Annotated in this window: 22 protein-coding genes and 2 pseudogenes; 9 read left to right on the forward strand and 15 right to left on the reverse strand. The window is 63.4% G+C overall.

What is annotated here, in order from left to right:
* Positions 1 to 2: 2 nt before the first annotated feature.
* Genes BM416_RS01470 through BM416_RS01480 form a run of 3 tightly spaced genes read right to left on the reverse strand, consistent with a single transcriptional unit; the run spans position 3 to position 2,950 of the window.
* On the reverse strand, positions 3 to 1,295 hold the full coding sequence (locus BM416_RS01470) for an NAD(P)/FAD-dependent oxidoreductase (protein ID WP_065927446.1): 1,293 nt from the start codon (positions 1,293 to 1,295) through the stop codon (positions 3 to 5).
* Positions 1,296 to 1,352: 57 nt separating this feature from the next.
* Entirely contained in the window at positions 1,353 to 1,775 is a 423-nt protein-coding gene (locus tag BM416_RS01475) for a RidA family protein (protein ID WP_092484550.1), read from the reverse strand.
* A gap of 35 nt (positions 1,776 to 1,810) precedes the next feature.
* Positions 1,811 to 2,950, reverse strand: a complete 1,140-nt coding sequence (locus tag BM416_RS01480) for an ornithine cyclodeaminase family protein (RefSeq protein ID WP_092484553.1) — start codon at positions 2,948 to 2,950, stop codon at positions 1,811 to 1,813.
* Positions 2,951 to 3,136: 186 nt separating this feature from the next.
* On the opposite strand from BM416_RS01480, the gene BM416_RS01485 reads away from it, so the two are divergent.
* The 6 genes from BM416_RS01485 (at position 3,137) to BM416_RS01510 (ending at position 7,459) form a co-directional block, all read left to right on the forward strand.
* Positions 3,137 to 3,964: an AraC family transcriptional regulator gene (locus BM416_RS01485; RefSeq protein ID WP_065927444.1), complete on the forward strand. Its 828-nt coding sequence runs from the start codon at positions 3,137 to 3,139 to the stop codon at positions 3,962 to 3,964.
* A gap of 146 nt (positions 3,965 to 4,110) precedes the next feature.
* Complete coding sequence (locus tag BM416_RS01490) at positions 4,111 to 4,857, forward strand: response regulator (RefSeq protein ID WP_092484556.1); 747 nt, start codon at positions 4,111 to 4,113, stop codon at positions 4,855 to 4,857.
* The gene (locus BM416_RS01495; RefSeq protein ID WP_065927442.1) at positions 4,854 to 5,930 is read left to right on the forward strand and encodes an ATP-binding protein; all 1,077 of its coding nucleotides are present in this window, start codon (positions 4,854 to 4,856) and stop codon (positions 5,928 to 5,930) included. The genes BM416_RS01490 and BM416_RS01495 overlap by 4 nt, the downstream gene beginning before the upstream one ends.
* A 17-nt stretch (positions 5,931 to 5,947) precedes the next feature.
* Positions 5,948 to 6,148, forward strand: coding sequence for a hypothetical protein (locus BM416_RS01500; RefSeq protein WP_065927441.1), 201 nt, complete (start codon positions 5,948 to 5,950; stop codon positions 6,146 to 6,148).
* Positions 6,149 to 6,167: 19 nt separating this feature from the next.
* Entirely contained in the window at positions 6,168 to 6,566 is a 399-nt protein-coding gene (locus BM416_RS01505; protein WP_065927440.1) for a hypothetical protein, read from the forward strand.
* On the forward strand, positions 6,539 to 7,459 hold the full coding sequence (locus BM416_RS01510) for an ABC transporter six-transmembrane domain-containing protein (protein WP_027606673.1): 921 nt from the start codon (positions 6,539 to 6,541) through the stop codon (positions 7,457 to 7,459). Before BM416_RS01505 ends, BM416_RS01510 begins: the two co-directional genes overlap by 28 nt.
* A gap of 12 nt (positions 7,460 to 7,471) precedes the next feature.
* Here the strand turns inward: BM416_RS01510 and BM416_RS01515 are convergent, their stop codons facing one another.
* The 9 genes from BM416_RS01515 to BM416_RS01555 all read right to left on the reverse strand — a co-directional run bounded on the left by BM416_RS01515 (position 7,472) and on the right by BM416_RS01555 (position 16,939).
* The gene (locus BM416_RS01515; protein ID WP_092484559.1) at positions 7,472 to 8,413 is read right to left on the reverse strand and encodes a helix-turn-helix domain-containing protein; all 942 of its coding nucleotides are present in this window, start codon (positions 8,411 to 8,413) and stop codon (positions 7,472 to 7,474) included.
* Positions 8,414 to 8,490: 77 nt separating this feature from the next.
* Positions 8,491 to 9,270, reverse strand: coding sequence for a 2-keto-4-pentenoate hydratase (locus tag BM416_RS01520; protein ID WP_027606675.1), 780 nt, complete (start codon positions 9,268 to 9,270; stop codon positions 8,491 to 8,493).
* The gene (locus BM416_RS01525) at positions 9,267 to 10,874 is read right to left on the reverse strand and encodes a bifunctional 3-(3-hydroxy-phenyl)propionate/3-hydroxycinnamic acid hydroxylase (protein ID WP_092484562.1); all 1,608 of its coding nucleotides are present in this window, start codon (positions 10,872 to 10,874) and stop codon (positions 9,267 to 9,269) included. Before BM416_RS01525 ends, BM416_RS01520 begins: the two co-directional genes overlap by 4 nt.
* 63 nt (positions 10,875 to 10,937) lie before the next feature.
* Positions 10,938 to 11,540: an amino acid synthesis family protein gene (locus BM416_RS01530; RefSeq protein ID WP_027606677.1), complete on the reverse strand. Its 603-nt coding sequence runs from the start codon at positions 11,538 to 11,540 to the stop codon at positions 10,938 to 10,940.
* A gap of 10 nt (positions 11,541 to 11,550) precedes the next feature.
* Positions 11,551 to 12,009 (reverse strand): VOC family protein, encoded by a 459-nt coding sequence (locus BM416_RS01535; RefSeq protein ID WP_012724261.1) that lies wholly within the window; start codon positions 12,007 to 12,009, stop codon positions 11,551 to 11,553.
* 11 nt (positions 12,010 to 12,020) lie between these two features.
* A complete protein-coding gene (locus BM416_RS01540; protein ID WP_092484565.1) occupies positions 12,021 to 13,061 on the reverse strand; it encodes a WD40/YVTN/BNR-like repeat-containing protein in 1,041 nt (346 codons plus the stop codon).
* 12 nt (positions 13,062 to 13,073) lie between these two features.
* The gene (locus tag BM416_RS01545; RefSeq protein ID WP_092484568.1) at positions 13,074 to 13,868 is read right to left on the reverse strand and encodes an SDR family NAD(P)-dependent oxidoreductase; all 795 of its coding nucleotides are present in this window, start codon (positions 13,866 to 13,868) and stop codon (positions 13,074 to 13,076) included.
* Positions 13,869 to 13,895: 27 nt separating this feature from the next.
* A complete protein-coding gene (locus BM416_RS01550) occupies positions 13,896 to 15,386 on the reverse strand; it encodes an aldehyde dehydrogenase family protein (protein ID WP_092484571.1) in 1,491 nt (496 codons plus the stop codon).
* 11 nt (positions 15,387 to 15,397) lie between these two features.
* Positions 15,398 to 16,939: an acetolactate synthase large subunit gene (locus BM416_RS01555; RefSeq protein ID WP_027606681.1), complete on the reverse strand. Its 1,542-nt coding sequence runs from the start codon at positions 16,937 to 16,939 to the stop codon at positions 15,398 to 15,400.
* A 237-nt stretch (positions 16,940 to 17,176) separates the two neighbouring features.
* Between BM416_RS01555 and BM416_RS01560 the strand changes: the two genes are divergently transcribed.
* Positions 17,177 to 17,935, forward strand: coding sequence for an IclR family transcriptional regulator (locus BM416_RS01560; RefSeq protein ID WP_065927432.1), 759 nt, complete (start codon positions 17,177 to 17,179; stop codon positions 17,933 to 17,935).
* 9 nt (positions 17,936 to 17,944) lie between these two features.
* Here BM416_RS01560 and BM416_RS01565 read toward each other — a convergent pair whose 3' ends face one another.
* The 3 genes from BM416_RS01565 to BM416_RS01575 all read right to left on the reverse strand — a co-directional run bounded on the left by BM416_RS01565 (position 17,945) and on the right by BM416_RS01575 (position 22,241).
* Entirely contained in the window at positions 17,945 to 19,267 is a 1,323-nt protein-coding gene (locus BM416_RS01565) for a hypothetical protein (protein WP_175539021.1), read from the reverse strand.
* Between the two features lie 3 nt (positions 19,268 to 19,270).
* A complete protein-coding gene (locus BM416_RS01570) occupies positions 19,271 to 20,701 on the reverse strand; it encodes an aldehyde dehydrogenase family protein (protein WP_092484574.1) in 1,431 nt (476 codons plus the stop codon).
* Between the two features lie 91 nt (positions 20,702 to 20,792).
* On the reverse strand, positions 20,793 to 22,241 hold the full coding sequence (locus tag BM416_RS01575) for an APC family permease (protein WP_092484577.1): 1,449 nt from the start codon (positions 22,239 to 22,241) through the stop codon (positions 20,793 to 20,795).
* Between the two features lie 712 nt (positions 22,242 to 22,953).
* Here BM416_RS01575 and BM416_RS31065 point away from each other — a divergent pair.
* A pseudogene (locus tag BM416_RS31065) lies at positions 22,954 to 23,763 on the forward strand (HAMP domain-containing protein); the annotation flags it as partial.
* A gap of 315 nt (positions 23,764 to 24,078) precedes the next feature.
* Positions 24,079 to 24,621 (forward strand): annotated as a pseudogene (locus BM416_RS31070) (methyl-accepting chemotaxis protein); the annotation flags it as partial.
* Positions 24,622 to 24,798: the final 177 nt, after the last annotated feature.

The raw sequence follows: 24,798 nt of genomic DNA on the forward strand, positions 1-24,798 counted from the left end.
CTTTAGAAACGGTCGAAGCGATAAGGGCTTGGGTCAATGATCGGCGCATGCCCACTGACCAGGTCCGCGGCGAGATGACCCGCCGCCGGCGATGTACCGAAGCCGTGCCCCGAGAAACCGGTGGCCACGGTCAGCCCCGGAATCTGCGCGACCGGGCCGATGACCGGGTTGGAATCGGGTGTCACGTCGATAGTGCCGGCCCAGGCCTGGGCGATTCGTGCCTGTTCAAACACCGGCCAGGCCGCCATCAGGTTGTTCATCGCGTCGCTATTGAGGCGCGGGTTGGCCGCCGGATCCTGCACCCTGACGCGCTCGAACGGGCTGACGCTGTCGGCGCGCCAACGCCGCGCCAGGGCCAGGTCATTGATGAACGGCTTGCCCAGCGACACGTTCAGCACACTGCGTTGCGCACGGAACTGCGGCATGTATTGCTTGGCGAGCAGCAGATGGTCGAGGGTCAGGAACGCATCCAACTTGCCCCGTTGGGTAATGATGAAACCGCCGTCCTGGTGCTTGCGAAACGAAAAGTCCGGCGCGCCGACCGCGATCTGCGTCGGCCCCTCCATGGGGTGGGTACGCAGTACCGAGCAGGTCAGGGGCAAGGTCGGCAACGCCACACCGAGGTTGCCCAGAAAGCGCCTCGACCACATGCCCCCCGCCAGCAGCACATGATCACAACGGATTTCGCCCTTTTCCGTGACCACACCGCTGACCGTGCCGCCGGACATCTGCAGCGTACGCACCGCGCACTGCTCGATGATCACCACGCCCCTGTCCATGGCGGCCCTGGCAATCGCGCTGCTGGCCAGCGTCGGTTCGGCACGCGCATCGGAAGGGGTAAAGATGCCACCGGCCCAGTCACCGGTGCCGCCTGGCACCAGCGCGTCAATCTCACGCTTGCTGAGCAGGCGTGAATCCAGCGACAAATGCTCCACCGACTTGAGCCAGCCCTCGTGCATTGCCATTTGCGCCGGGGTACGCCCGACAAACATGATGCCTTCCTGGCGATACCCCACATCCGCCCCTACCCGCTCGGGCATCTGCGCCCACAAGCGGTCGGCGGCCAGGGCCAGCGGGATGTCGGCCGCGTGGCGGCTGGTCTTGCGCACCCAGCCCAGGTTGCGGGATGACTGTTCGGCGGCGATCCGGCCTTTTTCCAGGACCACCACGGCGATATTGCGCTCAGCCAAGGTCAGCGCAGCCGTGAGGCCGATGATCCCGCCGCCAATGATGACGACGGCAGTCGCGCTGGGAAACACGGTGGAGGTTGTCACGGGCGCTATTGTCGGTGCCATGGTCAGGACTCGGTAAACGAATAAGGGCGGCCAGGCCTGTGCATGGCCGCGTGACGATTATTGCGACAGGCGAATGAGGTCGACCTGCGCCTTCGACGCGTTGCGATACGCCGTCACTTCCAGCTCCACTTTGTAGACCGTCGAGCCCAGTGGTGGGCAGGTCACGGTGCTGGCCGGGTCGACGCCGCGAAACTTCTCGCCGATCAGGCCCATCACCGCCGGCACGTCCTTGGGGTCCTGGATGAACACCCGCGAACACACCACGTCGGCCAGGCTCGAATCGACAGCCTTGAGGGCCGATTCGATGTTGGCGAACACCTGGTGCGCCTGTTCCAGGACATCCTCCGGGATCAGCTTGGTCTGGGGGTTGCGGCCGGCGGTGTTGGACACGTAGATCCAGTTGTCCACGCACACCAGGCGCGAATAGCTGGCCTGGTCTTCGAACGGTGAACCGGTCTTGAGCTTGGTGATTTTTATCATGTCGAATGCCTCGTCAAAGTGAATGAAGCTACGGCTCAGCGCAGCTCCGGGGTTTCCCACAGGTTCAAGGTCACGCCGATGCCGTGCTTGACGGCGTTGCGGTACACCACGGTGCCCCAGGCCACGTCTTCGACGGGCATGCCGCCCACCGACATGATGATGATTTCCTCATCGTTCCTGCGGCCAGGCGCGGCCCCGGCGATGATCTTGCCGATGTCTTCGACGTCATCGAGCTGCATCTTGCCTTCGGCAATCATGTCCATGAAGCGCACGCCAATGACCGGCACGTTGTGATGCGCAGGCTTGGGCAATTCCTCGAACCAGGCCTGGTACAGACCGGTGTTGTCGAGCACCTTGCGTACGTCGGGCTGCTCCATTCCCGCGTCGAGGGAGCAAGACGCCGGCATCGCGAGGAAGGCACCTGGCTTGACCCACTCACGCCGCACAATTGGGTAGATCGAGGGGTCGCCCGTGGCACCGGAGCTACAATAAGTAACAAGGTCCGAGTCGCGGACCACCGCTTCGAGGGTGTCGACCACGTCTATCGTGGTGATCTGCGGATACGTCTGTTCGACCCACGCGATAAAGTTGTCGAGGCTCTGCCGGCCACGGCCCTTGATCTTCAGGGTGTCGATATGCGGGCACACCGCGATGAAGGCCGCCAGGGTGGTCTTGCCCATCACGCCAGGGCCAAGCAGGCCGACGACTTTCGAGTCCTTGCGCGCCAGGTGGCGTGCGCCCACGCCGGGGATCGCACCGGTGCGGTACGCCGACAGCAGGTTGGCCGACATATGGGCCAACGGCGCGCCGGTGTCGGGGTCGTTCAGGGTGAACATCAGGATCGAACGCGGCAGGCCTTTTTCGCGGTTGGCGATATTGGAGCCGTACCATTTCACCCCGGCGGTGCAGAAGCTGCCGCCCAGGTAGGCCGGCATGGCCATCATGCGCCGATCCGCCGTGGGCTTGGGCATGTTCGGGAACGGCGAATCCTGCGGGAAAATCACCATCGCGCCATGGGAATCATTGTTCGGGCCGGCCATGCGGTAGTCACCGGCATACAGCAGGCCGAACATTTCCTCCATGGTGTTCACGCAGGCCAGCATGTCGGTCACACCCGCGCGGATCATGTCCTGCTCGGAGAGGTAGATAAAATCGATTTTTGTAGTTGCAGACATAGTTATTCTCGGGCTGAAGGTGATATCGCTGCGGTAGGCGCAGCTCCACGCTGTCGAGATCGAGTATCGGGCGGGGGATGGCGGCGGTATTGTAAATTTCGGACATGCCGCTCAGTCGGGCATGAAGATAGTTGGCGCGATTAATGCGTTGATTTTCCCCTGGCGCTGCCTGCCCAAGGAGCAACCATGATCAAACCGAGTGTGCCGACTCCCCGGCTCCACACCGCGAACGAACAACCCTGGTTCGTGCTCAACTCTTCACGCTATTCAGTGATGCCGTCCGCGCACCCGGCGATCTCGCATTTCTATGCCTTCGATGTGGCGCAATCGACCAACCTGCTGGCCGTGCCGGATGGCTGCGTGGATATCCTGTTCGACTGTGATGCGACGCGACCGACTGCGCGCATCTGCGGCACCCCGCTGGTGGCCCAGGCGGTCGAGCTGCACCAGCACCACCACTATTTCGGCGTGCGCTTTTCGCCGGGTGTGATTCCCGGTTTCGTCAATGTACTGGCCGAAGAATTGACCGAACGGGAGCTCGATCTGCTGGAAGTCTCCGAATTTGCCCAACGCCTCTTCGAAAGCATCGTCCAGGCACCGCTGCTGGGCGACCAGATGCGGCTGTTCAACGACTACCTGACCCCGCGCCTGATGGGCAAGACGTCGCGACTCACCGCCATGATCATCCAGCAGGCGCTGCACCATCGCGGCGATATCCGCATCCAGCAACTCGAAGACCTCAGCGGCTACACCAGCCGGACCCTGCACCGCCAGTTCAACCAGGACACCGGCATGTCACCCAAGGCGTTTTGCCGGATCATCCGCTGCCAGGCGGCCCTGGACACCCTCAATACCCAGCACGATGTATCGTTTTCGCAGTTGGCCCTCGACCTGGGGTTTTCCGACCAATCCCACTTCCTGCGCGACTTCAAGAAACTGGTCAGCACCACCCCCTGCGACTACCAGCGCACCATGACGCAAAACGCCTACAGCGACAGGATCAGCTACGCCTGATCACGTCGTTTGCGAATAAACCCGCGTCTCCATCGTTTCTCCATAAAACCTCCCATGAAAGCGCATGCTCGTGGTGCACAGTAGTCTTCGTCGCCCCATGGTAATTCGCCATACTGCGATGACCGAACAGCACGACCGAGCCGACCATGACTGAATCACACCCTGTATCGACACCGACGGACCTCGCGGCCCCACGCCAGGCGTTGGTACTGATCGCCGAAGACGAGCCGGAAATCGCCGACATCCTCGCGGCCTATCTCAAGCGCAGCGGCTTCCAGACCGCCCATGCCCTGGATGGACGTCGCGCCCTTGAACTGCATCAATCGCTCAAGCCCGACCTGGTACTGCTGGACGTGCTGATGCCGCAGCTGGATGGCTGGATGGTCCTGGCCGAGATCCGCCACCGGGGCACCACACCGGTGATCATGCTGACCGCCCAGGACCAGGACATGGACAAACTCATGGGCCTGCGCATCGGTGCCGACGACTACATCGTCAAGCCGTTCAACCCCGCCGAGGTCGTCGCCAGGACCCAGGCGGTGCTGCGTCGCTCCCTCGATCATGGCTACGGCGCCCACCAGCGCGTGCTGCGGGTGAATGCCTTTGAAATCGACATCGACAGCCATGAAGTCAGCGTGCAGATCGGTGCCCACACGCACAGGCTCAACCTGACGGTGACCGAGTTCAGATTGTTGGCGCAACTGGCCAAGGCCCCCAAGCGCGTATTCAGTCGCGCCGAGTTGCTGGCCCTGTGTTCGCCCGAGAGCGACAGCCTGGAGCGCACCGTCGACAGCCATATCAGCAAGTTGCGGCGCAAAATCGAAGACCTCGGCCTCCAGGGCGTACCGGCCAGCATCCGTGGGGTCGGCTACCGGTTCGGGAGCCAGCCATGAAGACCGCCAACAGTTTGAGCCGGCAGATCATCGTGTCGATGTCCGCCGTGGTGCTCTGCGTGATAGCCCTGGCCGTGGTCGGCTCCTACGTGTTTTATGCGTTGCTCTGGACGTTCTGGCCGCCGTCGGATCTGGACGTGGACGAATGGCTGCCCACCGGCATGGAGTGGGCCTGGATGGCGCTGATCACCTGCATCAGCCTGGCGGTGGGCGCCGTGGTGGCGATCAAACTGTCCCGGCGCATTCTGATGCCCTTGAACTCGGTCGCGGCCAGCCTTCGCCGGCTCGCCGATGGTGACCTCGATGCCCGGGCGACGGCGTCCGACCGCTCACTGGCAGAGGCCACCTTGCTGGTGGATGACTTCAACAGCATGGCCCAACGCTTGAAACGCATGGCGCAAGAGCAGTCGTTCTGGAACGCCGCGATTGCACATGAACTGCGCACCCCGCTGACCATCCTGCGCGGCCGCCTGCAAGGGTTGGCGGAAGGCGTGTTCACCCCGGACCAGGCGCAGTTCTACAGCCTGCTGAGCCAGGTGGAAGGCCTGACGCGCCTGATCGAGGACCTGCGGGTCGTGGGCCTGGCGGACAACGGCTACCTCGAAGTGCAGATCCAGAGTGCCGACCTGGCCGAGGAGATCAAGGCCGACGCCTGCCTGTTCGAACCGGGCCTGCAGGCCTGCGGGTTCGTTCTGCACCTCGACCTGCTCGAACGGCCTGTGCAGTGTGATCCGGCGAGGATTCGCCAAGCCTTGCTGGCCATGCTCGACAACCTGAAACGCCATGCAACCCCCGGCAACGTCACGGTGCGCCTGGGCAACCAGGATGGCCTGAATACCTTGAGTGTCGCGGACGAAGGCCCGGGGATCGCAGAAGCGTTTGCAACGCACATCTTTGAGCCGTTCCAGCGCGGCGAAAGCTCGCGCTCCCGCGCCCAGGGCGGCAGCGGCCTGGGGCTCGCCGTCGTACGCGCGATTGCCCTGTCCCATGGAGGTCGCGCGACCTGCCGGAACCTCGACAACGGCGGCACCTTGTTCGAGCTGAGCTGGCCCGACCAGTTGGTCGCCATCTAACCCCCCCAGGTGAAGGCATGCGCCTCTGTATTTTCAGGGTCAATCGGTACCGCCACTTTGCCTTGCTCGACGCACAAGGACGTTGCATTGCTTTCAAGAGCTGCGAAGGGATTCCACAGAACGGCGAATGGGTGCAAGTCAACGAAGTCAACCTGGCCTGGTTGAATCGCGCGCTGCCTGCGCGCGCCTTGACCAGGCCACACACCCGCCTCTTGTAGTCAGCCTGGAATTGCCTGTATGCCTTTCAACTATCGTGATCGAAACGTGATTGACGTGGCGCTGCTTGAAGACTCGGTACGGCTCTATAGCGCCAAGCTCAAGCGGTTGCAGCGCTTCTGGATTCCCCTGCAGAAACAGGCGCCACGCCTGGTGTTGTCACTGTGGGTCCTGGGGGTTGTCGCATCGCTGTTCAGCCAGTCCTATTACCACTGGTTATTTACCGCGCCGGCGATTTGCCTGCTGATCACCCTGGAAATCGTGATCGAAGAAGTGCAGATCGACTTGTTACTGATGACCGAGGAAACGCGCTATCTGCTCGACATCACCCGCGGTCTTTATACCGGGACCCTGAGTTCCCGCCCTCCTACTTTGCGTAAACCAGGTGGCCCATGCCCTCCGTCACACCTCCACTACTGATCGAGCAGAGCCGCAAAATCGGTCAACAATCCGCCAGCCAGACACTCAAGGCGATCGCCAAGGCCTACCCCGGCAAATTGTCCGGCACCCTGTCGCTGGTGGCGCTGGAAAACGCGCTGCTGCTGGCCTACCCGTTGTTTGCGGGGTTTGCCGTCGACGCGATTATCCGTGGCGACACCGGCAATGCCCTGCTCTACGCCGCCGTGGTCCTCGGGTTCTGGGTGGTGGGCGCCGCCCGACGGGCCCTGGACACCCGCACCTTTACGCGTATCTACGCCGACCTTGCCGTGCCGGTGATTCTTAACCAGCGCCTGCAACGCCACAGCACCTCAACGTCCGCCGCGCGGGTGGTACTGGCACGGGAGTTCGTCGATTTCTTCGAAAAACATGTGCCCACCATTGCGACGGCGCTGGTCTCGATCATCGGCGCGGCGGCCATGTTGCTGGTGATCGAACCCTGGGTCGGCCTGGCGTGCCTGGTGGCGCTGGGCCTGTGCCTGGTGGTGGTGCCTGGCTTTGCACGGCGCAACCAGCGCTTGCATGAGCGGCTGAACAACCGCCTGGAAAAGGAAATCAGCCTGGTGGAAAAGGTCGGCGCCCCCACGCTGCGCCGCCACTATCAGGTGCTGTCGCGGCTGCGTATCGGGCTGTCGGACCGTGAGGCGGTTGCCTTCCTCACCATCGGCATCCTTGCGGCCTTGCTGTTCGTGGTCGCCATCAGCCAGTTGGCCCTGGCGCCCGCAGTGAAGGCCGGCCATATCTATGCGGTGATGACGTACCTGTGGACGTTCGTCAGTTGCCTGGATGAAGCCCCCAGCGTGGTCGACCAATTGGCCCGGCTCAAGGACATCGGCAAACGCGTGGACCCGGGACTGGATGACACGGCGGCCTGACCCTTCGTCTATTCAGCCGATCGCCCGCTGGGTTTGCGAAGGCGATTCGCCAAACAACTCGCGGTAATGGGCGGCAAAGTGGCTCAGGTGGAAAAAGCCCATCGCCACCGCCACATCACCGACGTTCTGGCTGCAGGCCGGCGTTGCGATCAGGCGTCGACGCACCGCATTCAGGCGCAGGTTGCGCAGGTACTCCAGCGGACGCATGCCGGTCACCGCCTGGAAACTGTTCTGCAGGGTCCGTCGGCTGACCCGCAGGTGTTCGCACAGGTCGAGAATGCTCAGTGGTGTGTCACCGCTGGCATCGATCAACTCCTGGCAACGCTTGACCAGGTAGGCACTCACGGCGAAGTTGCCGCGGCGGCAACGCACTTCGTCGGTGGCATTGCTGAACAGGTCGAGAAAGGCATTGAGCAACTCGTCTTCCAGCATGTTCTCGGCGGTTGCACTGATGGCCTCGGGTTGTTGCAAAAGGTGACGAAACAGCGGGTAGATACGCTGGCGTATCCGCAGCCGTAACGCGTCATCCACGCACAGCTGGGAGCGGGTGCTCAAGCGCTTGAGCTGGTCGCCGGACAACTCGAAGGCGGCGAGTTTGGCGAAACGCACCGTGTCGACGTTGAAAGCGAAGAAGTGCGTGCCTTCCGGCGCATGCAGCACAAACTCCTCGCAAGCGCGCAACAGCACCACACTGTGGGTGCCCACCTGCTGGCCCTGCACAACGGGCTCGCCGCCCAATGACATGGCCGCGCACAATCGTCCCTTGGGCGCATGGCCGCGCTGCACCACGCGTTTGTCCAATACTTCCTGGAAGATCTGAAAGCGCTCGGCCGACAACTGGCGCAGCTCACTGGTCAGGCTGCCACGCCCCAGTTGGTCATACACCTGCTGCCAGCCCTGGATGGAACCGGCGTGCAGTTGAGGGTCATTGAAGGTTCGAACTTCGGCAAGCATGGTGGTCGTTCCTCGGGGGCCCCGTTGTTGTCATCGGCCTGAAGGGGACTCAAGTCATCCATGACGGCAGCTGTCGCTTACACGGGGGTGGTGTCCGCGGTGAAAAGCAAAGCCAGTTCCGTGCCAAACATCTGCAGGCGGTAGGTGGCGGGCTGGATATCCATGGGCGCCAACAACGCACCGGACAGCACCACCTGCCCGGCCTCCACCGGCTGACCGTCGGCCAGCAGACGGCGAACCAGCCAGCACAGGTTGGTCAGCGGCGAGTCCTCCCGGCCCTCGGTATCGCCTTCGCCGCACAGCGCGCCGGCACATTCCAGGCGATAGGCGACGTGGGTGTGCGCGACGGCATCGAACGCGCTTCGTGGCCCCAGGCAATACAGCCCCGCCGCCGCATTGTCGGCAAGAAAGGCTCCGACCCCGAACGCCCAGCCCTGCCAACGGCAGTCGGCAATCTCGAACGCCGGCGCCACTTCGGCAATCGCGTCCAGGATCTGTTCATCGCTGTAGTCACCGGGCGCGAGGCTGCGCCCCAGCACAATCGCCACTTCGATCTCCAGCTTGGGCTGGATCAAGCGCGACAGCGCCACCGCCGTGTTCGGCTGCACGCACATCGCGTCGGTCAGGCCGCCATACACCGGTTCGTCAATGCCGAAGCGCCGTTGCGCGGCGCTGCCGGCGAAGGCGATCTTCCAACCGCTGAACTGTTCGCCCGCCGCCAGGCGCGCATCCAGCGCCTGGCGTTGCAGGGCGTAGCCGCCGCGCAGGTCCAACGCCTCGGGGGCCAGTGGCGCAATCGCTTGCACCGCACGCGTGGCCTGGTCTAACTGATTCAATACGCCCGTATCGATGCTCATGACAGCTGCCCCGCTAACTTGCGTAATACCGCGTCAAGTCGCTCAGGCGTGGTAATGGCGGCGACAAACCGGTCAGGACGCACCACGACGACGCAGTCACGCACCCTGGAAAACCATTCGCCGAGGCGGTTATCCACATCCTCCACGCTGATGGCGTCCGTGGCCGTCAAGGGCTGGTGGCGGCCCAGGCCGCTGCGCGAGCGATTGACCTGGATAAAGCGCGTGTCCCAGCGCGCCCAGAACCTTGCCATGTCTTCGCTCAGTGGCTCACGGGGATTGACCCGGTAACCCAGCACCGCATAGGAATTGCCCAGCACGTCATCCAGGCGCCGACGCTGGCCCTGGGCATCTTCGATAAACGGCTGCACAAACAGCTGGCCCACCAGGTCGTCTTCACGCAGTTCGGCACGTTCGTGATAGACCAGCCCTTTGGTGAGGGTGGCCTTGGGTTTGAACTTGAACTCCAGCAGGTGCGAACGCAGGTTATCGACGCTGTTCACCGCCTGGAACAACCAGTCGCGCACGCCGGCCATCAACGGATTGGTCAGCCCCAGGACCGTGCCCATATTGTCGGCCAGGGCGACCAGTTCGGTGGCGTGTCCGCGACGTTCCTGGTCGTAGCTGGCAAAGATCCCATGGGCCGCACGCCCCTGGATGATCGCGGCCAGCTTCCAGGCCACGTTGGCCACGTCGCGCAGCCCGGAATTAAGGCCCTGCCCGGCCCAGGGTGGCGATATATGCGCGGCATCGCCGACCAGTGCCACACGCCCCTGGACAAACCGCGCCGCCACACGCGAATGGTGGGTGTAGGCGCGGATACGGATGATATTCAGCGCGTCCACGGCGTCGCCGATATGCCCGCGGATCAGGTCGCGGATGGTGTTCTCGTCACACATCTTCGCCTCGTCCTCGCCCTCCATCAGCATGAATTCCCAGCGCCGCTGCTGGTACGGCAGGTAGATGCACACGAAGGGCCGCTGCGGGTCAGCGTGCAGTGCGGTGTAAGGCGCATCCAGGGTGTCATTGGCGGTATCGACCACCACCCATTTGCGCGCATGGGTCAGCCCCAGCAGTTCGACGCCAAGCTTTTTGCGTACGGTGGAGCGGCCGCCGTCGGCGCCGATCACGTAATCGGCGCGCAGCTGATAGACCTCGCCCTGGGCATCGCGCACCTGCAAGGTCACGCCCTCCCCATCCTGTTCCAGCTCCAGCATTTCATGGCCTTGGCGCAACACCACAGTGCTGCGCTGCCCCAGGGTTTCGCGCAGCGTGCCTTCGAGCAACTGCTGCATGAAGATGTTGCGCATCGGCCAGCCGTACTGCGCGGCACTTGGCTTGACCTCGGCAAAACACACGCCCCGCGCGTTGTAATAACGCAGCGGCACATCACAGATCATGTCACGCACTGCCAATTCGGCGATGCCGATCGCTTGCAACACGCGCAGCGCTTCATCATCCATACCCACCGCGCGTGGGTAAGGCAGTATGCAGTCGGCAAGCTCAAGGACGACGCAGTCGATACCGTACATCCCCATATAGTGCGCGGCCGTGATCCCATTGGGCCCGCCCCCGACAATCACAACCTGGGTCTTCTCCTGCTTCATCGCTGTTCACCGCTTTCTTGTTGTGGTTTTAAACCGGCGTTGCCAAGGCCCGCACGCGTGTCATCAGTGCAGCCCGTCAACGCCCTGGATGTCTTCGGCACGCAGGCCACCCAGCCGTGCGTGCAGGCGCCCGCGCGTGGCGAAGGCCCAGATCACGATGACTTCGTCCGGCGCGGGGCCGTCGCCGAACATCAGCGACATGCTGTCGTAGTGGGAACGTACGTAGAGCGCATCCTTGTGCGCCAGGGGTACGTCAATGGTCGAACCCGGGCCGCCGCGCTTGCCGGTGGAAGGCACCCACGACTTGCCACCGCCCAGCGCGACGCGAATCGGGTCGGCGGCCGGATTGGTCAGGAACGCGTTGCCGTGCTCGTACTCGCCCGCGCTGCCCACCAGGATCGCCTTACCATAGCTGACAATCTCATGGGCACCGGCCAGTGCCTGTATGCGCCGGCCAAACTCTTCGCCCAGCAACGGTGAAGGGTCGACCAGTTCGGCGAGCGACTCGCTGTAGCGACCGGCATAGGGGTTGGCGATCACGGCGGCGATCGCATACTTGAACAGGGGCTCGCCATCGGCCAGCTGGCCGGTTTCGTTGGCCAGGGTTTCTTCGACAAAGCTGTACCATTTGCGGATGTGATACGTAGCAAAATTCGCGGTTTTCATCAGGGTTGCCTCAAAGTGGGTCGAGTGGATCCAGGTTGAAATGTCGGCTTGGCGCGCCGGCGGCCTTGAACCGGGCCTTGCCGCGCGCATCGTCGTGTTCGGTCTCGAGGAAGAACTCCATGCGATTGCCGTCGGGGTCGTTGAAATACACGCCATGGCCGATCTCGTGATCGGTGATCTTCACCACCTCGACGCCCTTGCCCAGCAACATGCCGTAGAGCTGGCGCAGGGTGGTCATGTCCCCGGCGATTTCCAGGCCGTAGTGCTGCAGGCCCAACCCGCCTTGATGGGCGCCGGGGTCGGCGCGAATCAGGGCGATGTCGTGGTGCTTGCCGCCAAATGCCATCATGACCCAGCTCTCGCCCCGGGCACTTTCGTGCATGCCCAGGATGTCGGCGTACCAGCGTGCCGACACGTCAGGGTCACTGACCCACAGCGATAAATGAGTCCGCAGGATCTCGATCTTCATGGCGTTATCCCTCAGTGCTTTTTGACGATGGATTGATGCCCGGACTTGATCTGCGCAACCGCAGGCGTCCAGAGCACATCAGCGATCTCGCTGAATTCCCGCCAATGCTTCTGCCAGCCGTCACCGCCATTGTCGGAGGTGAACAAATGCCCGTACTTGGTGCCCGCCACGATCTGTCGCGGGTTGGTCGGGTTGAAGGCAATCGCCCAGACACAGGAGTTGGGCTGCTGTGGCAGCGGCAGCACGCTCCAAGTGAGTGCGGCATCACGGGACACCAGGATCTTGCTGGTGGTGCCGGGGGTGCCATCGGAAATACTCAGGTACAGCTCGTTCTGCGTGCCCAACGGCGCGTTCATGGCGCGGATGTAGTACAGGCCGAAGGCTTCGCGACCGATGATGCCGGTCCAGGTCAGCCCCTCGTCCAGGCTGCGGTACACCGCATTGACGCAGACCACCACAATGACTTTCTCGCCGTGGTTGGGCAGTACCAGGATGTTGTGGACGTCGGAGTTGTAGTCCCACAGCAGCCGGTCGTCGACGCGGGTCCAACTGTCGCCGCCGTCGCGGGAATGGAACAGCCCGCCCTCTTCCAGGCCGAACCACAGCTGGTTGCGGTCGGTAGGGTCATAGGCGAAGGCCAGCAGGCGTGGGCGGCTGACGCCATCGCAGAACTCGGGGATTTCCACCGGGGCGCGATCCCAGCTCAGGCCGCCGTCCAGGGTGCGCCACAACACGGCACGCGAAGGCGCGCCGGTGCCGACGAAAATTCGTTGTGCATCCTGCGGGTCAACCGCAACTTTCCACACGGTCTGCCCGTTGAAAGGCGAATCGATGCGCTGCCAATGCCCACCGGTATCGTGGCTCACACACAAGCCCACATCGGTACCGGCATAGATTCGCTCGGGCGTGTCGGGATGCAGGCTCAAGGATCGGGTGATCGCATCGAACTCCAGGTCCTGCCCCAGGCCCAGGCGATGCCAGGTACGGCCATCGTCGGCACTGCGGATCACCGCTTGCCCGACGGTGGCGACCAGAAGGGTTCCATTACTCATCTGTGATACTCCTCAGATATAGATGCCACGGGTCAAACCGCCGTCGATGCCGATGGATTCACCGGTCACAGCAGCCGCTTTCGGCGACGCCAGGAAGCCAATCAGCCAGCCCATTTCAATCGGTGCGAGGGTGCGGCGAATCGGTGTGGCGTCGATGTAGGCCTGCTCGACCTGCTCGGCAGTCTTGCCCTGCTTGACTGCTTCGCGCTCGTACAGCTCCTGGATATGCGGGGTGTCGACGACGCCAGGGTGAATCAGGTTGACCGTGATCCCCGACGGGCCCAACTGGTCGGACAGGGTCTTGGTCATGTGTGCGATCGCCAGGTTGCGCATGCCCGAAAGCACCTTGCTGCTGCGCCCGGTGAGGCCGCCGATGTTGATGATGCGTCCGAAGCCGCCCGCCTTCATGTGCGGGGTCACGGCCTTGGCGCAGCGGAAATAGCCGATCACCTTGGTGTTGAGGTCCGACAGCAACTCATCGTCGCCGGCGTGTTCGATGTCATTGCGCACCACGCCGGACGGCGCCGCAGCACCGTTGACCAGGATGTCGATGCGGCCGAAATGCTTGTGCGCCGCCTCGACCATCTCCGACACAGCGTTCATGTCGTTGGTGTCACAGAACAGCGGCAGCACTTCATTGCCGGTCTGTGCGGTGATCTCTTCGGCCGCCAGCTGCAGGAACGCCATGCGCCGTGCGCAGATCACCACCTTGCAGCCTTCCTCGGAGAGAAAACGTGCGACTTCCTTGCCGATGCCCATACCGCCACCGGTGACAATGGCCACGCGGCCTTTCAATTCCAGATCCATAGCAATTACCTCGTGTGATTATTCAATTCAGGCCAGATCGACAAACACGCTTTTGGTCTCGGTGTAGGCATCGATCACGTTCTTGCCCATTTCCCGGCCCCAGCCGGATTGTTTGTAGCCACCGAACGGTGAAGAGGGATCGACCACGTTCCAACAGTTGATCCATACCGAGCCGGCCTTGAGCTGTGCCGCCACGCGGTGCGCCGAGCGCAGGTCGCGGGTCCACAGGCCGGCGGCGAGGCCATACGGCGAATCGTTGGCGCGCAGCACCAGGTCGTCGATGTCGGTCCAGCTCATGACGGTCAGTACCGGGCCGAAGATTTCTTCGCGGGCCACGCAGGCGCGCTCGGCACGGTCGAGGAACACGCTCGGTTGAATGAAATGCCCATGCTCCAGGTGTTCGGGACGGCCGCCGCCGCAGATCAGTTCGGCGCCCTCCTCCTGGCCCCGCTGCAGGTAACCCTTGACGGTGTTCAATTGCCGCGCGGACACCAACGGCCCCATGCTGTTGGCCGGGTCCAGGCCGTTACCCAGCACATAGCCGGCGGCATGGCGCTGCAATTCTTCGAGCATCTGGTCGAGCACACTGGCGTGTACATACAGGCGTGAACCCGCCGTGCACACCTGCCCTTGGTTGTAGAAAATCCCATCGGCGGCCCCCTTGGCGGCGCGCACAATGTCGGCGTCTGGAAGAATGATGTTCGGCGACTTGCCACCCAGTTCCAGCGAGACCTTTTTCATGTTGCCGGTGGCCGCCTGGGCGATCAGCCGCCCAACCTGGGTCGAGCCGGTAAAGGCGATCTTGTCCACGTCGGGGTGCTGTGCCAGCGGTGCACCCGTGTCGGCGCCCAGGCCGGTGATCAGGTTGACGACGCCGGCGGGGAAACCTGCGGCCTCGATCAGTTGCACCAGGCGGATCGCGATCAGCGGCGTCTGCTCGGCGGGCTTGAGCACCGCCACGCAACCGGTGGCCAACGCCGGGCCGAGCTTCCACACGCACATGGTCAACGGGAAGTTCCACGGCACGATCAGCGCGCAGACCCCCACCGGTTCGCGCAACGTATAGTTGAGCATCGGCGCGCCGCTGGCCGGGGATACGGGCAGCGTGCTGCCTTCGATCTTGGTGGGCCAGCCGGCAAAGTAGCGGATGATATTCGCCGCGCTGGCCGCTTCACCGCGTGCATTGGCGATAGGCTTGCCGTTCTCCAGGGTTATCAGTTGCGCCAGTTCCTCACGGTGCTGATCCAACAGATCGGCCAGGCGAAACAGCAACAGGCCGCGCTGCGCCGGTGACTGCAAGGCCCACGTGCCAGTAAAGGCTGCGCGGGCGGCCGCGACGGCCGCATTCACATCGCGTTCATCGCCTTGGGCGACTTCGGCCAGGGTCTGTTCGGTGGCCGGGTTTTCCACTGCAAAGCGACGACCGCTGGCGGCGTCCTGCCAGGTGCCGCCGATGAACAGGCGACCGGGCTGCGCCAGGAACGCCCGGACGGCAGGTAATAATTCGAGCGGATGCATAGTCGACTCCTTCACAGCGCCATTTCGATCAGGCAAGGGCCACGGTCGGCCTTGGCATTGGCCAGGGCCCGTTGCAGTTCGGCATTGGTCTGGACCGTGCAGGCCGGTACCCCGTAGCCTTTGGCCAGGGCCTTCCAGTCGATACGCGGGTTGTCGAGCACGGTCAGGCGCAGGGCCTGGGGGTCCATTTCGGTCATGCCGAAACGGCGCAGTTCGTTCTGCAAAATCGCGTAGCGATGGTTGGCGGCAATCAGGATCACCACCGGCAACTGCTCGCGGGCGATGCTCCACAGGGTCTGGATGGTGTACTGGGCACTGCCGTCGGATTGCAGGCAGAACACGCTATTGCCGCGTTCCGCCAAAGCGGCGCCGAAACCCACCGGAATCCCCTGGCCGATCGCGCCACCGGTATTGGTCAATACCCGATGCCGCGCGGCGCGGGCGGAGGCGGTAAAGAACGGGTAGCCGCAGGTGCCGCCCTCGACCGAGACAATGCTGTCGTGGGGCAGTGACGCAGCGAGCACTTGGCCGATCGACTGCGGTGTCAGTTCGGCATGGCCGGGCGGCAGTTCGATGCCCTCCGGCGTCGGCACGTAGGCCGGTGCAGCCAGGGCATCGGCCAGCGCCGTCAACGCGCCGGCGACATCGTCACCGACCTCGGCCAGGCTCAGCAGGCGCTCACGCTCGGCGAGGCGCGACGGGATGCCTTCGTAGCCAAAGTAACTGATGGGCTCCGGCACGCCTGCACAGATGACCAGGTCGTACTGCTCAAGGATTTCAATCGCCACTTCCGGGAAATACGGCAGGCGATCCAGGTCGGGCAAGCCACCGCCACGGTAGCTCAGGCGCGGAAAGGTCTCGGCAAACAGGCGCACGCCGGGCAGTTGCGCCAGGCGTCCTGCCGCTTCCAGGCCCGCGACCGACAAGCCCTCATCGCCGACGATAAACACCAGCCGCTGGCCGTCACGCAATGCCTGCGCCACGGTTTCGACCCGGTCACCGGCAAACCGACGAACCGGTGCGCGCAGAGGGGCGAATACACCGTTATGGGTCACTGCGTGGGCCTGCAGGTCCATGGGCAGGATCAGGCTGGCGATCTGGCCTTTGGCCTGCCAGGCCGCACGCACGGCTTCCTGCAGATCCTCACCGATACCGGCAGCGGTGCGCGAGGTGCGCACCCAACCGGAAACGGCACCGGCCAGGGCCTGGATGTCGCTGGCCAAGGGCGGATCGTAGTTGACATGCCAGGAGGCGTGATCGCCGATGACGTTGACGATCGGCGTATTGGCCCGACGCGCGTTGTGCAGGTTGGCGATGCCATTGGCAAAGCCCGGCCCCAGGTGGGTCAGGGTCATGGCCGGCTTGCCGGCGATCCGGCCATAGCCGTCCGCAGCCCCCGTGCAGACCCCTTCGAACAGCGACAACACCGGCTTGAGAGCAGGTGCGCTGGCCATGGCGGCCACCAGGGGAATCTCGGTGGTCCCGGGGTTGGCGAAGCAGTACTCGATACCGCTTGCCGCTGCCGCATTCACTATCAGTTGCGCACCATTCATTTTCAGCCCTCTTGCTTGAGCATTTGTAGTGATGAGATTTATCACATACAAATCCGCAACCAACAAGCATTTTATGTTTGTTTTTCTCATTTAATGAGATTTGTGTGACTTAAACACTCTCAAAAGCTAACCCGCGATTGCGTTTTTCTCTCACTGCGGTAGTGTTGCGCCTGCGCTTGGGCAACCGGCTCCCCGTGGGGACGCCACAAGCGCCCTTCCCTTTCTTTTAGGAACACAATGAGCAGCCTGAGCAAATTGCTGAGCATCCTCGACCTGTTCGGTCCGCAAATGCTGAAGATCGACCCCGACACCATTGCCGAGCGCATGGGCCTGTCACGGGCGACCGTGTACCGCTACGTCAAGGATTTGTGTGACGCCGGCCTGCTGACCCGCGTGGACGCCGGCAGCTACGGCCTGGGCCCGCGGGTCATCGAGCTGGACTGGATGATGCGCCAGTACGACCCGATCCTTCTCGCCGGGCGCGAGCTGATGCACGAGCTGTCGGCGCAAACGGGCCTGGCGGTGTTCGCCAGCGTGTTTTACGACGGTCGCATCATCAACACCTACATCGCCGAACCCACCGACACCTATCACTTCGCGTTCGGGCGCGGGCAACCGTTGCCGTTTTTCCGCGGGGCACAATCGAAGGTCTTGATCGCCTTCCAGAAAGGACGCCGCCTGCAACGCCTGTTCGACGAGCACATGGCCAACGACCCGGACAGCCCGTATGACTGGGCGGGCTTCTCCAGGGCCGCGAAAAAAATCCGCAAGGACGGCTACTGCCTGACCCACGACGAACTCAACCTGGGCCTGACCGGTATCGCTGCGCCGATCATCCAGGCGGACCTCGACGAGGTGGTCGGCAGCCTGTCGGCCGTCGGCACCACCCAGAACTTCAAGCTGCTGCGCCAGGAAACCGTGATCGAAATGGTCATGGACACCACCCGGCGGATTGCCGAAAACATGCGCAACCCGCCGAGCCACGCCGCCCCCTAGGCGTCATGCTCAGAACGGCACGGCCACCGTCAACTGGCTGTACAGGTTGGTGCCGTTGCCGACCTGGTTGCCCCCGGTGGTCGCGTCCTGCCTGGGTGTGTACAGCCCCACCAGCGGGGTGATGATCAAGTGCGGGTTGACCGCCCACTCGGCGTACACATCCAACTCACGGCCATCGAGGTTCAACGCGTTGCTTTTGCGCACGGTGGCGTAGTCGAAATACAGCGCGCCCAGGCTCAGGTTTTCCAGTGGGGTTGCCTTCAGCCCGACATGGTGGATGCGGGTATTGGTGTTGAACGGCCCGGCGTAGTTGCCGGCCACTTCGCCCTGGAACCAGGTGCCGTAGCCCGTGCTCTGGCCGGTGAACAGTGCGTCCCAGTTCTGCGAATAGCGGGTGTAGCGATACGTCACCTTGGGCGCCCAGGCGATATCGGCGAAGGTGTAGCCCGCTTCGCCGTACCAGGCTTTTTCTGGCCCGGCGTCCTTGTCCTGCCAGGCGTACTCGAAGGCCAGGCTGACGTTGGGGATACCCGCATCGCCCTCACCGCGCACGCTGTAGACATTCATGCCCTTGCGCTGGCGTTGAAAATCGCTGGCCCATTGATCGTTCACGTCCAGGCCATGGACCCAGGTCAAGCCGAGCGTCCCCGGTTGGGCGGTGTAATCCAGGGTGCCGGCGGCCAACTCGGTCTCGGCCTGGATACGGTTGTCGGACTTGAGCCACAACACGCTGCCATGCAGGCCATCCTGCCCCCCCAGGCGCACCACCGCGGTTTGGTCGAACGCGTGCCGGGCCGCCAGGTAGTAGGCGCCCCCACGGTTCAAGGTGCCGTCCGCCGGGCCTTTGCCCGGGTTCAGCCCATCGTCGTTGATCAGGAACCCTCGGCCGACCTTGACCACCTGGCGCCCGCCGGAAATATCCACGCCGTCTTGACCGAGCGCCGGGAACAGGTCGCCGGAGCGCCAGCCCAGGTAGGCGTCTTCAATCTTCGTGGTGCGCTCGGTGCCAACGCTGTTGCCACCCGGATCGCCATCGCCCCACGTGGCGGAGCTGACCAGGGCAAATGCCCCGTAGGCGCGGCCATTGCCGCCGAGTCCCTGGTCGCCACTCAAGCCATACTTGATAAAGCCTTCACGCCAACTGGAGCCGCCCGGCGTGCCGTCGTAGTTCTTGCGACTGTTGAACTGACCGAACACCGCGGTCATGTCGGCGTTGAGGTGACGGCTCTCATCGCTGTACAGCTCATAAGCGTGCACCTGACTGATAGCGCCGAGCGCTAGGGTGCACACAAGCGTGCAACCGAATACGGGATGACGGGATAGATAACGCATGGCTCAAACTCCTTCTTCGACAGCCTGCTTGCGCACAAACAACAGTTGCTGCCCCGTGAACTCCAGCAGCCCCTCCAGGCCGAACTCGACACCGAACCCCGACATCTTGCTGCCGCCAAACGGCGTGTTCGGCTGGATCTGGGCGTGGCAGTTGACCCACGCCACACCACTCTCCAGGCGACTGGCCAAGGCCTGGGCCTGCTCGACATCCGGCCCCCAGACCGAGCCGCCGAGGCCCATGTCACCGGCATTGGCGCGCTTCAGGACATCCTCGACATCCCGGTAGGCAATCAACGGCAACACCGGGCCGAACTGTTCTTCGTCCACCAGGCGATGGCCGTCGGTCACGTCCGCCACCAGGGTGGGCGGATAGAAAAACCCGGGGAGGTCCAGACGCGCACCGCCGCACAACACCCGCGCACCGTTGGCACGTGCGTCATCGACCAGGGCTTCCACCAGTTCCAGTTGCTCAAGGTTCTGCACCGGCCCGAAGGTGACACCGGCGTCCAGGCCGTCGCCCACGACCTGGCGCGCCGCAATATGCGTCAGCGCGTCGGCAAAAGCCTCGTACTGCGACTCATGGATATACAGGCGCTTGAGCGCAGCACAGGTCTGGCCCATGTTGAGAAAGGCCGCCTGGAAAATTTCCTCGGCCACGGCCTCCACGGCGGTCCCCGGCAATACGATGGCGGCGTCGTTACCGCCCAGTTCCAGGGTCAGGCGCTTGAGGTTGCTGGCGGCACCGCGCATCACGCTTTGCCCGGTGGCGGTGGAACCGGTGAACACGATCTTCTGGATCCCCGGGTGCGAGGTGATCGCACTGCCGAAGCCCTGCTCGCCGGTCACGCAGTTGATCACACCACGGGGCACATGCCGGGCAATGATGTCGGCCAGGCCCAGGGTGCTCAGCGGCGTCAGGCTCGACGGTTTGCTGATCACGCAGTTGCCGGCACGCAGCGCCGGCATGATGTGCCAGACGGCGATCATGAACGGCCAGTTCCAGGGGGTGATCGACGCCACCACGCCCAAGGGTTTGCGGTGCAGCTCAATGCGCTGGGTGGGCGTTTCTTCCACCCGTTCCACCGCAATTTCCTGCCCGGCCGCGTAGCGGGTCCAGGCGGCGGCGCCCATGACCTCGGAAAAGGCCAGCTCCAGCGGCTTGCCCTGTTCCAGCACAATCAGCCGGGCCAGTGATGGGGCCTCCTGCTCGATATCGGCGGCAATCGCCAACAAACGTTCACAGCGATCAGGGTGGCTGCTGTGGCGCCAGCTCTTGAAGGCCAACTGCGCGGCGTTCACCGCCTGGTCGAGTTGCCCCAGGGAACCGGCCGGGCACTGGGCGAACACGGCCCCGGTGGCCGGGTTGATCACATCGAACCGGCCTTCTTCACCGGCCACCTGGATCCCATCGATGAGCATTTTATAGTTGTGCATTTGAAACCTTCCTTTCACACGCTGGCGCGCCATGCCGAGCAACGGCAGGCTGCGATTGTCTGGTTAGTCGAGCGATAAAAACGCGGGGGCCTTAAAGCTTGTGGCTGCCCAAGGCCAGGAAGCGTTGCGGCGAGCTGTTGCGCAGTCGCGCGGCGAGCACGATGCCGATGATCAAGGCCGCCGGAATAATCGCGCAGAGGCTGTAGGACAGCAGTTGGCTGGCGCCAGTCAGCACATCGAAATGCACCACCGCCAACACCAGCACCATCACCAGCGCCAGGCACGAAATACCGGGCAGGATCCGTCCACGCAACAGCCCGACCTTCAGCTCGGGATGGCGATGGAAGTAGACGCACACCGACACCGAGGTCAGCGCCATCAACAGGATCACGCACAGCGTGGCCAGGTTGGACAGCCAGGCAAACAGTTGCAGGATCGGATCGGCATCCATCGCGGCAAATATCAGCACCACGACCGCAGCGATCAAACTCTGCAACGCCGAGCCCATATGCGGGCTCTGGTGCACGCGATGGGTGGTGCCCAGCAGGCTGTGCAACAGACCGTCGCGGCCGATGGCGTAGAAGTAACGCGCGGCGGCGTTGTGAAAGGCCAACAGCCCGGCATAGATACTGACCATGAACAGCACGCGGATAATCTGGGTGAGTTGCGGGCCGACAAAGTGGTCGGACATGCCATAGATAAACGTGGTTGGGTCCTGCAAGGACTGCAGCAGCGGCACGATCTTGTCCGACCCCACCCCCACCACCATCGACCATACCGACAGCGCGTAGAAACCACCGATCAGCAACACCGAACAGTAGGTCGCAATCGGAATACTGCGCTTGGGATTCCTGGCCTCTTCACCGTAGATGGTCGTTGCCTCGAAGCCGATAAAGGCGGCGAAACAGAACAGCAAGCCGATTGACGGCGTACCACTGAACACATGACGGCTGCTGAACGAGTCCAGGTTGATGCCGCTGTCGCCGCCGGACTTGAGGATGGCGAAGTCCAGGACCAGGATCGCCAGGTACTCGGCGATCACCACCACCGACAGCACCCGTGCCGACAGGTCAATCTTGCGATAGCCCAGGATGGCGATGCTCACCATCGCCATCAGCGAGTAGGCCCACCAGGGCAGCACCAGGCCAAAGGCGGCTTCCATGGTGCCACTGACCACGCCACCGAACATCCCGTACAAGCCGACCTGCAGGATGTTATAGGCGAACATCGCCAGCACCCCGGCCGCGCCACCGGCCAGGCCGCCCAGCCCACGGGCGGTGAACGCGTAGAAACCGCCGGCATTGGTCACGTGGCGTGACATGGTGGTGTAGCCCACCGAAAACGCCAGCAGCACCAGCAAGGCCAGGATCAGCAACGCCGGGGTGCCCGCACCGTTGCCCAGCATGATGCCGATCGGGAAACCGCCGGCGATCACACTGAGCGGGCTTGCCGCCGATATCACGAAGAAGATGATGAAGCCCACACCCAGGGCACCGCGCTTGAGCTCCGTAGAGCTGTTGACCGGGATAGATACACTCATGTTGTTGACCTTATTGTATGAGGCAGTCGCTTTAGGGTTGGCCCGACCACACCGCATCGGCACCGGTTAGCGTTTTGTTTTAGTTGCGCGCTGAATTTGATCCTATGCCCGCCTTGGAACGGCTCGCTATCCCAAATCGGTAGCATCCAAAGCCCCGCCCCAAAACAGGTCGGGGCCGCTCGATCCCTCCTCGCGCTGTTGCCGATTTGGGATAGCCGCCCGGCCTGTCATGCCCGCACCCTAGCCTCACCCGTGCTATGCGCGGATGCCGGCAACAAGAATAAGAACGTGCCCATCACCGCCAACGCCCCCGTAGGAAGCCCCAGCCATGCGTCCAGCCCATCTCACCCTCCAATGGCGTATCACCCTGCTGAGCGGACTTTGCCTGCTGGCAGTCGTGGGCGCGCTGATTGGCGCCAGCGCCTACCAGAATCAAACCAGTGCAAAGCTGCTCAAGGAGCAGAGCAGCGCGTTGCTGACACAGGCCGCGCTGGAACGCTTGCAGGCCCAGGCCGTGGCTCATGGCCAACAGGTGGAGCGGTTTTTCAATGAAACCGCGCTGTATGGCGAAGGGTTCGCCCAGCAGGTTCTGCAACTGCGCGAGCAAACCCTCAATGGACGCCTGACGGTCGTGCAATTGCGTCAAGCCCTGGTCGGCATCGCCCGAGAAGCCCTCAGGCAGCGCGAAAAAGTCCTCGGCCTGTACGTGATCATGCTGCCCGATGCACTGGCCGGCAGCGACGCCGACTGGCGCGACCAACGCGCCCTGGCCGGCAATGAAACCGGGCGCTTTGCGCTGTACTGGTCCCAGAGCCAGCCGGGTCAACTGGTGCAGGAGGTGTTGAGCGAGGCACAAATCGCCGCCAACACTGCGCCCCCCGGCAGCGCACCGGCAAACGCCTGGTACGCTTGCCCTCAGGCGCAACGACAGGTGTGTGTGGTCGAGCCGTACACCATCGAAGTGGAAGGCCACAAAGCCCTGATGAGCAGCATTTCCATCCCCCTGATCGTCGACGGCAACGTGCTCGGCGTGGTGGGCATGGACATCAGCCTCGACACCTTGCAGAAACTGGCCGCCAACCTCAGCCAGGACCTCTACCAGGGCGACAGCCAGGTCACCCTGGTGTCGGCTTCGGGTCACGTGGCGGGACGCAGCGGCGATGTCGCGGGGGAAACCCTGGACATCCGCCAATCCGTGCAAACGGCAGCGGGCACTCCAGCCTGGCAACTGCAGATCAAGGTCCCGCAGGCACGGGTGCAGGCCTCCGCCCGGCAGATGCAGAGCGAACTGGACGACAAAAGCCGTGAGTCCAATTGGCTCAACCTTGGCCTGGGCATCCTGGCCAGCAGCCTTGGGATGCTGCTGATCTGGCTGGCGGCCTACGGCGTGACTCGCCCATTGCTGAAGATGGCCGAGCTGCTCGATGCCATTGTCGAAGGCGACGGGGACCTGACCCAGCGCCTGCCCCTCGGGCGACGCGACGAGCTGGGCCGCCTGGCCAATGGTTTCAACCGTTTCCTCGACACCTTGCAGCCGATTATTCGCGCCATCCAGACCGCGTCCCTGGACACCCGCGACAGCGCCGACACCTCCTCCGGTATTGCCCGCGAAGTCAGCGCCGGCATGCAGCGCCAATACCGCGAAGTGGAGCTGGCCGCCACCGCGCTGCACGAAATGAGCGCCAGTGCCCAGGAAGTGGCCCGTCACTCCCACAGCGCCGCCGACGCCGCCACCGCCGCCGAAAACGCGAGCCGCTCAGGCCAGGCGGTGTTCTCCACCGCCGAACGCAGCATCGAGGCCCTCGACCAACGCCTGGAAACCACCCTCCAGCAAGTCAACGCCCTGGCCGACAGCAGCAACCAGATCGGTCAGGTACTGGACGTGATCAGCGCCATCGCGCAACAGACCAACCTGCTGGCGTTGAATGCGGCCATCGAAGCGGCCCGTGCCGGCGAGCAGGGTCGCGGTTTTGCGGTGGTGGCCGATGAAGTCAGGCACCTGGCCAGCAACACCCAGAGTTCGGTCGAACAGGTGCGCACGGTGATCGAAACGTTGCAACAGCTGAGCCAGGCGGTGGTGCACAGTACCCAACTGAGCCGCGAGCAAGCCGGCGGCAGCGTGCTCCAGGTGCAACAGACCCGGGTGGCGCTGGGGCATATTTCCCAGGCCGTGGATGTGATCGAACAGATGAATCAGCAGATCGCCAGTGCGGCCCTGGAGCAGAGCAGCGTGGTGGACGATATCAGCCATCGCGTCAGCGACATCCGCGGTATCAGCGAAACACTCGCCGGGCGCATGCACGAGGCGTCGCAGGCCAGTGACGCATTGCATCAGATGGCCAATCACCAACAACAGCTGGTCGGGCATTTCCGCGTGTAATGGGCGTGCCGCCTGACTGAGCTGCGGTGGCCGCCTTTCAACTCTCCAACATTGAGTTCCCCCATGATTTATCCACGCCGCTGGCTGATCCTCGGGATTATTTCCAGCGGGGCCTACTCGGCAGGCGTGGTCATTCCAGCCTGGTTTACCCTTCGACAGCCTTGACCACGCGCTGCT

Origin of the sequence: Pseudomonas sp. NFACC42-2 (genome assembly GCF_900116055.1) — a bacterium.
Classification (GTDB): Bacteria; Pseudomonadota; Gammaproteobacteria; order Pseudomonadales; family Pseudomonadaceae; genus Aquipseudomonas; species Aquipseudomonas marginalis.